Raw genomic sequence first — 14,782 nt, 5'->3', positions numbered from 1 at the left:
ACCCTAAGCTGGTTGAGCGAGCTGAGATTATACGTGAAAAAGGAACAAATCGTAGCCAGTTCTTACATGGTATCGTCGATAAATACACGTGGCAGGACATAGGGTCGAGCTTTTTACCAAGTGAGTTACAAGCGGCTTATTTATATGCACAACTTGAAGCCGCAGACACGATAAATAATTTTCGTTTATCAATATGGGAACGTTATTACAGTGAACTTAGCCAAAAGTTAAAAGCAGAGCAGTTACCTCATATTCCCGATTTATTAACGCATAACGCGCATATGTTTTACATAAAACTAAATTCAAATGAAGAAAGAAATGAATTTATTAGTTATATGAAAGAGCAGGGTATTACAACACCTTTTCATTATATCCCACTGCACTCAAGTCCAGCGGGAGAAATGTTTGGAAAATTTGTAGGTGATAATACTTACACGACCCATGAAAGCGCAAAACTTGTCCGTCTACCATTGTACTTCGGAATGACCCACGTTGAACAAGAAAAGGTTGTTAAAGCTGTTGAGGGGTTTTTCCGTGAGGGCTAAAAGAATATTACATGTAGCAGAATGTGATAAATTTATTCCTCCATATATTAGATTTATAAATCAAAACTTTAATAGTGATGAGCATGAGTTTTTAATTAAAAATGGCATGGCTGATGATGAGCTTGAAGATGCTAATAATATCTGCTTGTCAGGGCGTTCGGCTTTATTAAAGGTAAAGCACCATACTCAATTAATAATAAAAATGCACCGAGCTGATAAAATTATATTACACAGTTTAATCGATATAAAAATGGTTCAAATACTAAGTGTTATGCCTTGGTTGCTTAAAAAGTGTTATTGGATGATATGGGGAGCAGACTTATATGCTTATCAATTAAAGCGTGTCACTCTCAAAGAAAAAATAAATGAGCTTTTAAGGCACAGGGTAATAAATCGGCTTGGGCATTTAGTTACATATTTAGAAGGAGATATAGCTCTTGCAAAAGACTGGTATGGAGCAAAAGGAACTTACCATGAGTGCTTAATGTACACGAGTAACTTATACAAACAATATAAACTTCCCGCAGTTGATAAGGTGAGGGTAAATATTCAAGTAGGCAACTCAGCCGACCCGAGTAATAATCATATAGAGGCGTTGGAAAAGTTATTACCATTTAAACATCAGGATATATGTATTTATGTACCTTTGTCGTACGGGCATCAAGAATATGCACAGCAAGTAATAAAGCAAGGTAAAGAATGGTTTGGCGAAAAGTTTAAACCCCTTACAGATTTTATGCCATTTGATGATTATTTATTATTTTTAAGCTCAATTGATATTGCCTTTTTTAATCATAAACGCCAACAAGCCATGGGAAATACAATAACTTTATTAGGTCTTGGTAAAACTGTTTACTTGCGAAGTGAAACCACACAATGGCATTTTTTTGCTAAAAAAGGTATTAACGTTGGCGATATTGAAAAGCTCAATAATCTAGATTGCCACAAATTACCTAAAAATATTGAAATTGTAAAAAATTACTTCTCTACAGAGAACTATAAAAAGCAACTTACCCAATTATTTGATAAGTAACTATTTCAAAACCTTTAATAGTCGTTGTTTTATAAATAATATTCTATTGGGGTTACTAGTATGTTGGAACATAAAAAAATATGACCCCCCAAAAAATCCTATCTTTTGCATTGGGCCCAGTAGGTGGTGCTCTCTTAGGTTTTGTGAGTTTGCCAATTATCACTTGGTTTTTTACTCAGGAAGATATTGGCCGCATAGCTATGCTCAATGTAGTGGTTGGTTTTTGCACACTCTTTTTTAGCTTAGGGCTAGATCAAGCGTATGTACGTGAATTTCACGAAGTAAGTAATAAACCAGGCCTATTAAAAGCGTCATTTTTCCCAGGTTTAAGCTTATTAATTATTAGCTTATGTTTACTATTCAGTTACGGTAATACAATTTCGTTATGGTTATTTGAGGTTAATAGCCAATTTCTCAGCCTGTTAGTCGCTTTAGCTGTTTTATGTGCTTTTATGTCTAGGTTTTTATCTTTAATTTTGCGAATGAATGAGCAAGGCTTCGCCTACTCAATGAGTCAACTGCTTCCTAAGCTGCTTCTAATCATTATTATCTTAGGTTATGTTTTATTTTCTGTTAATAAAAATATTACTAATCTTGTAATAGCCAATGTTGCAGCTATATCATTAGTTTTTTTTATATATGCGTGGAATACAAGAAGCGAGTGGATTGCAGGGCTTAAGGAAAAGCTAGACTTTAGCCAGTTAAAAGGTCTTTTAAGCTTTGGTATGCCACTGATTTTTGGCAGCTTAGCATTCTGGGGGCTAACTGCGTCAGATAAAATATTATTAAAAGAGCTCTCAAATTTTGAGCAGTTAGGGCTTTACTCTGTTGCTGTTAGTTTTGCTGCCGCTGCGACCATTATTCAGAGTGTTTTCTCTACTGTTTGGGTTCCCGTTGTATATAAGTGGGCAGCAGCAAATGAAAACCTTGATAAAATATTTAAAGTAAACCGATATGTATTATTAGTCGTTATTATTTTATTTTGTTTGGCTGGCCTACTCTCTGCGGTAGTAACGCTTATACTACCGGATAATTACAAAGCGGTTCAGTGGATTTTAGTTCCGTGTTTAGGATATCCATTGCTTTATACTCTATCCGAAACAAGCGTCGTAGGCCTAGGTATTACCCGGCGCACCGGATTTTCAATGCTTGCTTCTGTAGTTGCTTTTGGAGTTAACTTGCTAGGAAACGTCTGGTTAATTCCAAAGTTTGGTGCAATTGGCGCCGCTATAAGTACGTGTTTTTCTTTCTGGGTATTTTTTATATTAAGAACTGAATTTTCTATTTACTTTTGGAAGGCAATTCCTAGGTTGGGTATGTATATTTATACAACTTTACTGGTATTTGGTTCTGTTATACATGCATTATACGGTAGCAGTTTACAAAATTATTTTGCGTTATATTGGTGTTTGATATTATTGAGCTTATTTTTATTTTTTAAAAATGAAATTTCTGAAAGTAAAAGTTTCATTGCCAAAAAAATATCTGGAATTAAGTCTTAGCAAACTTTCTTTGACTGCTACAATTAGGTTAACCACAAATAAATACGTAAACATTTTTAAAGTTAGCCTAATAAAATATTCAACCACTTCACAAAACCACTATTAACAGTTGTTTGACTGCACTCTCATGACTTTTTTGAAGGAAAAATAGTCTAAATACAAGTGTTTAATTATCTTCTATTTGAAGTATGTACGTATCAGCTTTAAGTGATTCTTAAATTAAAGCTTTATTATTTACCTATTTCAACTTCAATATCATTACCTAAAACTTCTTTGTACTTATTTGCTAACGCGTTTTTTGCATCATCATCGCCATGCACAATTTTTATCAGGCTTGGCTTTTTATGCATACCCGTTACAAACTTAATTAATCCGTTTTGATCGGCATGGGCGCTGTACCCGCTAATTGTATGTACTTTTGCGTTTATAGTAATGCGAGCATCATTTATAAAAACATACCCATTACGTGGGCCATATTTTTGAATTTCGCGGCCTAACGTTTTATTACCTTGATAACCTACAAACAATACATCGGTGGTTTTATCATTTAAAAATCGCTCTAAGTAATTAACTATTCGACCTCCTGTGCACATACCGCTTGCAGCTAATATTATGGCTGGCGTTTGCCGCGAACTTAAATAGTTAATAATAGCCATGTGTTCTTTGTGTGAATCAACCGTAGTTAGGTTTTTAAAATCGAGCGGGTGTCTACCATTTGCAACTTTACGTTTGGCTTCGCTATCCCATAAGTGCTTAAACTTTTTGTATTGCTCAGTAAAATTGGCTGCCATAGGGGAGTCGAGTATTACGTGAATGTCTCGCCACTTAGACTTTTTAGATGAGCTATGTATGAGTTGCTCAAGCTCATATAGCAGCTCTTGTGTGCGCCCAATACTAAAAGCAGGTACTAAAACAACGCCATTGTCGGCTACGGCGCGTTCAATAATGTTTTTTAGCGTTTTAGTACGCTCTTTACGGCCTTGGTGATTTTTATCACCGTAGGTTGATTCAATAACTAGGGTGTCGGCTTTATAGGGCGGCTTAGGCGAAGGGAGTAGTGGGGTGTATGGCGCACCCAAATCTCCTGAAAATACAACACGGTGTTTGTTGTTATCACCATTTGTAATATCAATTTCAACGTAGGCAGAACCCAATATATGCCCAGCACGCTGAAATCTCGCTTTAGCTTTATTGAGCCCTTTGCAAGGTAGTTCAAACCACGTTTTATAACTAACAGCAACTATGCGCTTATTTAATAAGCTTAAGCAGGCAGCTATAATTTTAGGGTCGCGGGTTACACCCACTTTTAAAGCATCTTCTATTACTAAAGGTAATAAACTGGCCGATGCAATACTTGTAAAAATAGGGCCCTTAAAACCGGCTGCTAATAAGTAAGGAATTCTACCAACATGGTCAATATGGCAATGGGTAACAATAAGGGCAGTAACATGGGTAATATTAAACTCAATTGAAAGGTCGGCTTTAGAGTCTTCGCCTTGAAATAACCCGCAATCAATAAGCACACTTGTTTGCTCATTAACTACCAGCTCGTGGCACGAACCAGTAACGCCGTTAACCGCTCCGTGGTGAAGTATTTGCATTGTGCTTCCTTGTCATCAATTTGTTACATTGAATTTTAAGGTAGAAGTAAAGCCATAATTATTCAAGGTTCTAACGCTTGGGCTAAATTAATAACCTCACCTTCAGCATATTATCTGTAGGTGCGAATTTACTTTGCGCTCAGCCAACCTAACGTTACCAAAAGCGAGGTATAAAACCTCACCTACAAACATGTACCAACCGGTAGGTGCGAATTTATTTCGCGCTCTTACTTTAACTCCTAACAGCAAGCGAGTTATAAAACCTCACCTAAGAACATGTACCAACCGGTAGATACGAATTTACTTCGCGATCATGTTTAAATCCAAAAAAAGCGAGTTATAAAACCTCACCTACAAATATGCACCAACCGGTAGGTGCGAATTTACTTCGCGCTCATGTTTAAATCCAAAAAAAGCGAGGTATAAAACCTCACCTACAAATATGTACCAACCTGTAGGTGCGAATTTACTTCGCGCTCATATTTTAACTCCTAACAGCAAGCGATTTATAAAACCTCACCTACAAACATGTACCAACCGGTAGGTGCGAATTTACTTCGCGCTCATACTTTAACACCTAAAAAGCGAGGTATAAAACCTCACCTACAAAATGTACCAACCGGTAGGTGCGAATTTACTTCGCGCTCATACTTTAACTCCTAAAAAGCGAGGTATAAAACCTCACCTACAAACATGCACCAACTTGTAGGTGCGAATTTTCTTCGCGCTCGTGTATTAACACCTAAAAAAGCGAGGTATAAAACCTCACCTACAAACATGCACCAACTTGTGCGAATTTACTTCGCGCTCATACTTTAACTCCTAACAACAAGCGAGGTATAAAACCTCACCTACAAATATGTACCAACTTGTAGGTGCGAATTTACTTCGCGCTCTTACTTGTATATTTATTAAAAAAATATTCATTAAATTTTTTAATAAATTTTCGCAGCTAAACTTTTGTTTAGCCCAATCTAAACATAGCTTTATAGGTACTAAACTAGCGTTAAAGCCTTTACTCCCTTTAAACTCAATAACAATATTTATTAAAGTGAGTGGCTATTAACCACTAAGGCGTATTTACATAGGCACTCTATGTTGGCTATAATGTCGCCGCTGTTTAGTTTGGAATTGTATTTTTTGCAATTTAGTTATGTATTAAGGGCTACTATGGAATGTTGGTATTTAGTCGTATGCAAACCAAAGCAAGAAGAACGAGCCAAAACTAACTTGCAAAATCAAGGGATTGAAGCGTTTTACCCCAAATTAACTACCGAAAGGTTGGTTAAAGGTCGTCGGACCGTCAAACACACTGCTTTATTCCCTAATTATTTATTTGTATGCCTTGAATCAAAAAATGGTAATTTTTCTGCTGTAAAAAACACCCGTGGAATAGGCGGTTTTGTTTTTTATGGAGCAAATTATCAGTTGGTTTCTAAGCACATAATTGACCAGCTAAAAAATGAACGTTCACACACTACTGAATCACAAATACCAAAAACAGGTGATGTAGTAAGTGTGAATAACGATTCATTCAGTAATATACAAGCAATATACAAAGAGCCCGATGGCGACTTGCGCAGTATTTTACTCATTAACTTACTTAATCAAAAAATTGAAGTAAGTGTAGATAATAAAGATATTAAGCAATAATAACTAAAAACGTAGCAGCGGCTTTATGCCGCGAAAGAATATTTTTATATCAGTAACTAGGAACTGTAACCTAAGGGCGGAAGCGTGCCTAAAACCCTCAAAGCTACATGGTTAAGCTCACTTGTAGACGCGCAGCTTGCTGGCGTGACGAGCAAAGCTCGTAATAAGGGTTATTCACAAAAGGGTTAAGGGCACACTGCGCTTTAGAGAAGTAAACAGCCTAAAGCACTTGTTTAAATGGCTTCTCATTTACTCTTCATTCGCTTCTCTTTGTGCAATAAGGCTTTAAGTGATTTATGCACAAAGAGGTTAAGAGGGCGCTTCGCTTTAGAGAAGTAAAAATAAATAATTACTATGTTTTATGTTTTATGTTTTATGTTTTATGTTTTATGTTTTCTCATTTACTCCTCATTCGCTTCTCTTTGTGCAATAAGGCTTTAAGTGATTTATTCACAAAAGGGTTAAGAGCACGCTGCGCTTTAGAGAAGTAAACAGCCATAAAGTACTTGTTTAAATGGCTTCTCATTTACTCCTCATTTTCTTCTCTTTGTGCAATAAAGCTTTAAGTGGTTAATCTGAAGATGTCGAGCACACTGAGCTTTAAAGAAGTAAACAGCCATAAAGCACTTGTTTAAATGTCTTCTCATTTACTCCTCATTCGCTTCTCTTTGTGCAATAAAGCTTTAAGTGGTTAATCTGAAGAGGTCGCGGGCACTGCGCTTTAAAGAAGTAAGCAGCCATAAAGTACTTGTTTAAATGGCTCCTCATTCACTTCTCTTTGTGCAATTGGTGATGAACGCGTTAAGTGTTTTGCTAAAAACGGCTATCAATTAAATTTATTCATAAAGACCTTATGAAAATACTGATATAATTTCAGTGCTAATTAAAAACTTAGTAACAAAGCTTTTACAAAGCAAAGACTATTGCTTCACAATAGTGCACATGCTTTAATTAGTCGGCTAAAATACAAGTGCTCACCAAGGTTGGTGAGTAAGTGCAATATTAAAATAATTTTGGGATTCTACAATGGCGTTAAGCTGTAAATCACTCGCATCAATACTCGCAATACTAAGCATGACCGGCTGTACAATAGTACCAGGCAGCCACTTTGAAGGTATAGACTCAGGCGAGCAAACACAAAACCTCGAACAAGATCTCGAAAAAGTAAACATTCAAATAATCGACTCGCTACTAATAAATAAACAAAATCAAGCGCGTATAGCAGCTAAGCCAATTTCAAGCACCGATGGTTTAAACGTAAGCAACTACGAATACAAACTAGGTGTTGGCGACGTATTAACAATAGGCGTATGGGATCACCCAGAGCTAACAATACCTGCAGCAGTACAACGTACCGCAGAATTTGACGGCTTTAGAGTACAACGAGACGGCACCATTACTTACGCCTACGCACCAAATATACCCGCTGCAGGTAAAACAATAAGCCAAGTACGCAATGAGCTTGTTAAACGCCTAAGCCGAGTAATAGAAGACCCTCAAGTAGACGTAAAAGTAGTTGGCTTTAGAAGCCAAAAAACCTACGTTACCGGTGAAGTAAACAAGCCTGGTGTATATCCAGTAACCGAAATTCCATTGACCTTAATTGATGCCTTAAACCAAGCTGGCGGCTTAACTGATGCAGCCGATTGGCGCACAGTAACATTTACTCGTGGCAACAAAACAGAAGTTATTAAACTTGATGACTTTTATGCCCATGGTGACATTTCGCAAAACCGTTTATTGCAACATGGCGACATAGTGCACGTAAACCGTAACGATGCACAAAAAATATTTGTATTAGGTGATGTTAAAAAAGCAGGTTCAGTAACGCTTAACCGTTATGGTTTAAACTTGGCCGAAGCGCTAAGCGACTCGGGCGGCTTAAACGAAGCAACAGCCGACGCTAATGGCGTATTTGTACTGCGTAAAAGTGACGTAGAGCAAACTGGCGTTATTGCAAACGTATACCAGTTACACGCTAAAAATATAGCAGCAATGGTATTAGCTGAGCAGTTTGAGCTACAACCGCGCGATATTATATATGTAACATCGGCACCTCTTGCCCGTTGGAACCGTGTAATAAGTTTATTATTACCGTCGGTAGCATCGGTTGATAGCCTAGACGATATTTCATCAAACTAAGGGTTTTTAAAAATGTTTGATTCAGTTTTAGTTGTGTGTGCAGGTAATATTTGCCGTAGCCCAACAGGTGAGTATGTTTTAAAGCAAAAGCTTGAAGGCAAAAATATTAAAGTATCGTCTGCTGGGTTAACAGCACTTGAAGGCAAACCAGCAGATGCAAAAGCAAAACAAATAGCACTCGCACATGGCGTTAATATGGATGCTCACCAAGGCCAGCAGCTTACATCAAGTTTAGTAGCGCAAAACAGCGTAATACTCGTAATGGAAGAACGCCATTTAAACGACGTACATGCTCGCTACCCAGAGGCGCGCGGTAAAACGTTTTTACTCGGTAAGTGGATTAATAACGCTGAAATACCAGACCCATATCGCCAAAGCCAAGAGGCTTTTGAACACGTTTATACATTAATCGACAGCGCGTGTAGCGCTTGGCAAAAGTATTTATAAGGAATGGCTAATTTAATGAATACCCAGCCGAATAACAGCGCTAGTAACGCTAATAATAAAAGCACTAATAACACACAACCAACGCAAGAAATTGATTTAATGGCGCTACTAGGCGCATTGCTCGATCGCAAATATTTTATAGTAGCCGTAACCGCACTGTTTATGTTTGTAGGTGTTATTTATGCACTATTAAGTACCCCTGTTTACCAAGCAACAGCCATGATACAAGTTGAAGACGGCGGCGCATCAGTCCCTGGTTTTGACGATATGGCAGGCATGTTCGAAAGTACATCGGCTGCAGTAACCGAAATAGAGCTATTAAAGTCGCGCAGTATAATAGGTGAGGCAGTAGACACTTTAAAGCTTGATGTAACAGCAGAGCCTAAGCTATTCCCGTTTATAGGTAGCCGAGCTTATCGTAAATTTACCCCAATGGAAGATGGCGACTTAGCTGAGCCAAGTTTTGGAGCTAGTAGCTACGCATGGGGTGGTGAGAACATAAATGTATTTAGATTTGACGTACCACGCACTGCAGTAAATCAAGCATTTACATTGGTTGCACAGGCTAATAATAGCCTTACACTTTTAAATGGTGACGGTGAGCAAATATTATCGGGTAAAGTAGGCGAGGAGCTTACAAACGGTAAGTTTAACTTAACCATTCGTACTTTAAATGCACGCCCTGGTACAGAGTTTACAATTACCCGTAAAGATCGCCTAAATACTATTTTAGATTTGCAAACTGCAATTGGCGCAAGCGAAAAAGGTAAAGACTCAGGCATAATTAACTTAAGCTTACAAAGTACTAAACCGAGCTACGCTGAAAAAGTGCTTGATAAAGTAGCCGCTATTTATGTACGCCGCAATGTTGAACGTAATAGCGCCGAGGCACAAAAGTCGTTGGAGTTTTTAGAAGTACAATTACCAGAAATTAAAAAACAGCTTGAATACGCAGAGCAACGCTTTAACGACTACCAAATAAAGCGCCAATCAATAAACATAACACTTGAAACACAAGGCGTGCTTGAACAAGTTGTAAAGCTTGAAACCAAGTTACAAGAGCTAAACTTAAAACGTTTAGATATTGGCCGAAAGTTTAAAAAAGATCACCCTTCGTACCAAGGTATACTTGAGCAAATAGAAGCGGTTGAAAGCCAAAAACAAGAGCTTGTTGGTGAGGTAGGTAACCTGCCAGAAACTCAACAAGAGCTACTACGTTTAAAACGCGATGTTGAGGTAAGTAACCAAATTTACACACTACTACTTAGTAAAACACAAGAGCTTGATATAGTCCGCGCAGGCACCGTAGGTAACGTACGTATTATTGACTACGCTGAGGTAAACACCAGCAAGCCAGTTAAACCTAAAAAAGCATTAATAGTGGTAATGGCTACTATGCTTGGTGGTATGTTAGCCGTGGCAATTGTGCTTATACAAAAAGCAATGCATAAAGGGGTGGAAGACCCAAGCGAGATTGAAGCGCTAGGCCTACCGGTATACGCAAGTGTACCGCACTCAGATTATCAAGATAAGCTAAGTGGCTTTGCCGAGCGAGCCCGCAAAAACAAAGTTAATAAACCTAAAAGTATATTAGCGCTAGATAACCCAGCCGACCTAGCAATAGAGGCACTACGTAGCCTGCGTACTAGCCTACACTTTGCGATGATGGAAGCTAAAAACAATATTATTGCTATATCGGGCCCAAGCCCAAGCGTAGGTAAATCATTTATATCGGTTAACTTAGCCTCTGTGCTTGCACAAAGCGGTAAAAAAGTACTTATTATTGATGCCGATATGCGTAAAGGCTACTTGCAAACCCAGTTTGGCTTAAAGTGGGACGATGGCTTAAGTGATTACCTATCGGGCCGTTTAAACCTAGAGCAAGTTACTAAACCGACCAAAGTTGAAGGTTTAAGTGTTATTACGCGCGGACAAATACCGCCAAACCCTTCAGAACTATTAATGCATAGTAACTTTAGTAAGTTAGTTGAAGAAGTAAGCGCCGCTTACGACATTATAATTATCGATACTCCTCCAATACTTGCAGTAACCGACCCCGCAATTGTAAGTGCACATACAGGCACTACATTACTTGTAACACGTTTTGGACAAAACCATGTGCGTGAAATAGAGCTGACCCGTAATCGTTTTGAGCAAAACGGCATAGACGTAAAAGGCGTGGTATTTAACGGTGTAGTTAAAAAAGCCAGTAATGCATACGGCTATTACGGGTACTACAACTACGAATATAAAAGTGATAAATAAGCCTTAATTATATGAGTTAGGCTTAAATAAGGTCTAGCTCATAAATCAATAGTTGCGAAGTAAAGTAAGCATATTATTTTAGTATTAGTTTTCCATAGTCCACACTTGAAATTATCAGCGCAAGGTTTGATATATTCAAGTAGCTAAACATGTTTACCTTATATAGCTGATTTTAAATTTAAAGAGAGTATTAAAATGCACGATTCATTAACGGACCTAAAAATTGGCATCATAGGTTTAGGCTATGTAGGCCTTCCATTAGCAGTTGAATTTGGTAAAAAATTCCCAGTAACGGGATTCGATATTAATCAAGGTCGAATTGCACAGTTACAGTCAGGTCATGACTCAACACTTGAAGTAAGTGATGAAGAGCTTAAACAATCCCCGCAACTTAATTTCTCTTATACAGTGTCAGATCTTGAAAGTTGTAATGTATATATTGTTACAGTACCTACTCCAATTGATGAGCATAAGCAGCCAGATTTAACGCCACTTATAAAAGCGAGTGAAATGCTAGGTAAAGTGGTTAAAAAAGGCGATATAATAATTTATGAATCAACCGTATACCCAGGTGCTACTGAAGAGGCATGTTTACCGGTAGTAGAGAAATTCTCAGGTCTTAAATTCAATGAAGATTTTTTCGCTGGCTACTCACCAGAGCGTATTAACCCAGGTGATAAAGAGCATCGCGTAACTAACATACTAAAAGTAACTTCAGGTTCTACTCCAGAAATAGCTGAAAAAGTAGATCAACTTTATAAGTCAGTAATTACGGCCGGCACACACAAAGCAAGTTCTATTAGAGTTGCAGAGGCTGCAAAAGTAATCGAAAATACTCAGCGCGATGTAAATATTGCACTAATTAATGAGCTTTCAATTATTTTTAATAAGCTAGGTATAGACACACTTGAAGTGCTAGAAGCTGCGGGAACTAAATGGAACTTTCTGCCATTTCGCCCCGGCTTAGTTGGCGGACACTGTATTGGCGTTGATCCGTATTACTTAACGCACAAAGCACAAAGCGTAGGTTACCACCCAGAAATGATTTTAGCCGGTCGCCGTTTAAACGATGGTATGGGTAAACATGTAGTATCTGAACTTGTTAAAAATATGCTTAAAAAGCGCATTCATGTAGATGGCGCAAATGTGCTGATAATGGGTTTAACCTTTAAAGAAAACTGCCCAGACCTACGTAATACAAAAGTGGTCGATATAGTCAGTGAGCTTAAAGAATATAACATTAATGTTGATATAGTAGACCCATGGTGTTCAAACGATGAAGCACAACATGAATATGGGTTAAGCTTAACTACAGAGCCTAAACAAAATAACTACGATGCAATTATTCTTGCAGTAGGCCATAACGAATTTAAAGAAATGGGCGCAGAGCAAATTCGTGCACTTGGTAAAGCTGAGCATGTACTTTACGATTTAAAATATGTACTACCAAAACAAAGTGTTGATATGCGTTTGTAATAATTGAAAGCGTGGATTTCCCCACGCTTTTAAGATAGATACCATTCACAGGCTTGAATTTTGTGCAGCCCTAAGCTCACACAAGGAATATTATGACTCGTTACGAACAAATTAAAATAGAACTACTTTCTTCTCCTAAAACTTGGTTGGTGACAGGTGTTGCTGGTTTTATTGGCTCAAATCTTTTAGAACATTTATTAAAATTAAATCAAAAAGTAGTGGGGCTTGATAACTTTGCAACGGGCCATCAGCATAACCTTGATGAAGTGCAAGGGTTAGTAACTGCAGAGCAGTGGCAAGGCTTTAACTTCATAGAGGGTGATATTCGTAATTATCAAGATTGCGAAACTGCGTTAGCTAATAACGGTGAAGGTGTTGACTATGTATTACACCAAGCGGCCCTTGGTTCAGTACCACGCTCAATTGCAGATCCAGTAACAACGAATGCAGCTAATATCTCAGGCTTTTTAAATATGTTACAAGCAGCTAAAGAGGCTAAAGTAAAAAGCTTTACTTATGCTGCAAGTAGCTCAACGTATGGTGACCATCCAGCATTACCAAAAGTTGAAGAAAATATTGGTAATCCACTATCTCCTTACGCAGTAACTAAATATGTGAATGAGTTATATGCGGGTGTCTATGCTAAAACTTACGGGTTTAAAACTATAGGTTTACGTTACTTTAATGTATTTGGTCAGCGCCAAGATCCTAATGGAGCGTATGCAGCAGTAATTCCTAAGTGGACTGCTGATATGATCAAAGGCGAAGATGTGTTTATAAATGGTGATGGTGAAACTAGCCGTGATTTTTGTTTTATCGAAAATACTGTGCAAATGAATATACTTGCCGCAACTGCTCCAGATGAAGCTAAAGACAATGTATATAACGTAGCAGTAGGTGATCGTACAACGCTTAACGATTTATACAAATCAATACAGTCTGCACTTGAAGAGTGCGATATAAATATTACCCAAGCTCCAAAATATCGTGATTTTAGAGCTGGTGATGTACGCCATTCGCAAGCAGACGTAAGTAAAGGCGTCAATAAATTAGGTTATGAACCAGAATACAAAATATTACAGGGTATTAGTAAAGCAATGCCTTGGTATAAAGAATTTTTAGGCAATAAATAAAATGAAAATATTAGTTACTGGCGGGGCGGGCTTTATAGGTTCAGCAGTAGTTCGGCATATTGTAGAAAAGACTCAAGACTCAGTTATTAATTTAGATAAACTTACTTATGCGGGTAATCTTGAGTCATTAAAATCTGTTGATAAAAACGAACGCTATGTATTTGAACAAGTTGATATTTGTAACCGTACAGAGTTGGATCGAGTTTTTGAAACGCATAAGCCCGATGTCGTAATGCATTTGGCTGCTGAAAGTCATGTAGACCGTTCAATTACAGGGCCGAGCGACTTTATTCAAACTAATATTGTAGGCACATATAACTTACTTGAGGCAGCTCGCAGTTACTGGAATAACTTAGAAGTTAATGCGAAAAAAGCATTTAGATTCCATCATATTTCAACGGATGAAGTATATGGAGATTTACCTCACCCAGATGAGCAAGTAGGTAATGGGTTAGGTAAAGCGCTACCTTTGTTTACTGAACAAACATCTTACGCACCAAGTAGTCCTTATTCAGCAAGTAAGGCGTCTAGCGATCACTTAGTTCGTGCATGGCAACGTACTTATGGCTTTCCTACAATCGTAACCAATTGCTCAAATAACTATGGGCCATATCATTTCCCTGAAAAATTAATACCTTTAGTAATACTTAATGCGCTAGAAGGTAAAGACTTACCTATTTATGGTAAAGGTGATCAGATTAGAGATTGGTTATTCGTTGAGGACCATGCTCGAGCTTTATATAAGGTAGTAACTGAAGGTAAAATTGGTGAAACCTATAATATTGGTGGTCATAACGAAAAGCAAAACATCGAAGTTGTTAAAAGTATTTGCAGTATTCTAGATACTTTAGTGCCTAAGGACTTCCCGTACTCAGAGCAGATAACGTACGTGACAGATCGCCCTGGTCACGATAGACGTTATGCTATTGACTCGTCAAAAATGAGTACAGAGCTAAACTGGACACCAATAGAAACCTTTGAAACA

Annotated in this window: 11 protein-coding genes; 10 read left to right on the top strand and 1 reads right to left on the bottom strand. The window is 37.8% G+C overall.

All coding sequences use genetic code 11. The features are described 5' to 3' along the window. The 3 genes from I6F48_RS20545 to I6F48_RS20535 form a co-directional block, all read left to right on the top strand. On the top strand, window positions 1-545 hold a 545-nt coding region (locus I6F48_RS20545), incomplete at its 5' end, for a DegT/DnrJ/EryC1/StrS family aminotransferase (RefSeq protein WP_197120208.1). Beyond that, window positions 493-1,578 carry a TDP-N-acetylfucosamine:lipid II N-acetylfucosaminyltransferase gene (locus I6F48_RS20540; protein WP_139047179.1) on the top strand — a complete coding sequence of 362 codons (1,086 nt, stop codon included), beginning with the start codon at window positions 493-495 and terminating at the stop codon, window positions 1,576-1,578. The genes I6F48_RS20545 and I6F48_RS20540, both read left to right, overlap by 53 nt. An 80-nt stretch (window positions 1,579-1,658) precedes the next feature. Then, the gene (locus tag I6F48_RS20535; RefSeq protein WP_197120207.1) at window positions 1,659-3,080 is read left to right on the top strand and encodes a lipopolysaccharide biosynthesis protein; all 1,422 of its coding nucleotides are present in this window, start codon (window positions 1,659-1,661) and stop codon (window positions 3,078-3,080) included. A 230-nt stretch (window positions 3,081-3,310) separates the two neighbouring features. Here the strand turns inward: I6F48_RS20535 and I6F48_RS20530 are convergent, their stop codons facing one another. Beyond that, complete coding sequence (locus tag I6F48_RS20530; RefSeq protein WP_197120206.1) at window positions 3,311-4,681, bottom strand: MBL fold metallo-hydrolase RNA specificity domain-containing protein; 1,371 nt, start codon at window positions 4,679-4,681, stop codon at window positions 3,311-3,313. 1,170 nt (window positions 4,682-5,851) lie between these two features. On the opposite strand from I6F48_RS20530, the gene rfaH reads away from it, so the two are divergent. From rfaH to rfbB, 7 genes are all read left to right on the top strand, one after another. Next, window positions 5,852-6,334, top strand: a complete 483-nt coding sequence (gene rfaH / locus I6F48_RS20525; protein WP_197120205.1) for a transcription/translation regulatory transformer protein RfaH — start codon at window positions 5,852-5,854, stop codon at window positions 6,332-6,334. A 1,026-nt stretch (window positions 6,335-7,360) separates the two neighbouring features. Next, window positions 7,361-8,476, top strand: a complete 1,116-nt coding sequence (locus tag I6F48_RS20520) for a polysaccharide export protein (protein ID WP_197120204.1) — start codon at window positions 7,361-7,363, stop codon at window positions 8,474-8,476. A 12-nt stretch (window positions 8,477-8,488) separates the two neighbouring features. Further along, the gene (locus I6F48_RS20515; RefSeq protein ID WP_007582278.1) at window positions 8,489-8,923 is read left to right on the top strand and encodes a low molecular weight protein-tyrosine-phosphatase; all 435 of its coding nucleotides are present in this window, start codon (window positions 8,489-8,491) and stop codon (window positions 8,921-8,923) included. A gap of 15 nt (window positions 8,924-8,938) precedes the next feature. Continuing rightward, on the top strand, window positions 8,939-11,188 hold the full coding sequence (locus tag I6F48_RS20510) for a polysaccharide biosynthesis tyrosine autokinase (RefSeq protein ID WP_197120203.1): 2,250 nt from the start codon (window positions 8,939-8,941) through the stop codon (window positions 11,186-11,188). A 195-nt stretch (window positions 11,189-11,383) separates the two neighbouring features. Beyond that, a complete protein-coding gene (gene tviB, locus I6F48_RS20505; protein ID WP_197120202.1) occupies window positions 11,384-12,664 on the top strand; it encodes a Vi polysaccharide biosynthesis UDP-N-acetylglucosamine C-6 dehydrogenase TviB in 1,281 nt (426 codons plus the stop codon). A gap of 92 nt (window positions 12,665-12,756) precedes the next feature. After that, window positions 12,757-13,797: an NAD-dependent epimerase/dehydratase family protein gene (locus I6F48_RS20500; protein WP_197120201.1), complete on the top strand. Its 1,041-nt coding sequence runs from the start codon at window positions 12,757-12,759 to the stop codon at window positions 13,795-13,797. Window position 13,798: 1 nt separating this feature from the next. Further along, window positions 13,799-14,782, top strand: a 984-nt coding sequence (gene rfbB, locus I6F48_RS20495; protein ID WP_197120200.1) for a dTDP-glucose 4,6-dehydratase, incomplete at its 3' end; no start/stop codon positions are given.

The organism is Pseudoalteromonas sp. SWYJ118, assembly GCF_015864505.1.
GTDB lineage: Bacteria > Pseudomonadota > Gammaproteobacteria > Enterobacterales > Alteromonadaceae > Pseudoalteromonas > Pseudoalteromonas arctica.
Note: the sequence above shows the minus strand (reverse complement) of the source record. Positions and strands in the feature narration are given on the sequence as shown.

Bases quoted from the DNA above. Each gene is read 5' to 3' on its own strand.
- I6F48_RS20520 (WP_197120204.1), top strand. From the start codon at position 7,361: ATGGCGTTAAGCTGTAAATCACTCGCATCAATACTCGCAATACTAAGC.
- I6F48_RS20510 (WP_197120203.1), top strand. From the start codon at position 8,939: ATGAATACCCAGCCGAATAACAGCGCTAGTAACGCTAATAATAAAAGC.
- rfaH (WP_197120205.1), top strand. From the start codon at position 5,852: ATGGAATGTTGGTATTTAGTCGTATGCAAACCAAAGCAAGAAGAACGA.
- I6F48_RS20500 (WP_197120201.1), top strand. From the start codon at position 12,757: ATGACTCGTTACGAACAAATTAAAATAGAACTACTTTCTTCTCCTAAA.
- I6F48_RS20530 (WP_197120206.1), bottom strand. From the start codon at position 4,681: ATGCAAATACTTCACCACGGAGCGGTTAACGGCGTTACTGGTTCGTGC.
- I6F48_RS20515 (WP_007582278.1), top strand. From the start codon at position 8,489: ATGTTTGATTCAGTTTTAGTTGTGTGTGCAGGTAATATTTGCCGTAGC.
- tviB (WP_197120202.1), top strand. From the start codon at position 11,384: ATGCACGATTCATTAACGGACCTAAAAATTGGCATCATAGGTTTAGGC.
- I6F48_RS20535 (WP_197120207.1), top strand. From the start codon at position 1,659: ATGACCCCCCAAAAAATCCTATCTTTTGCATTGGGCCCAGTAGGTGGT.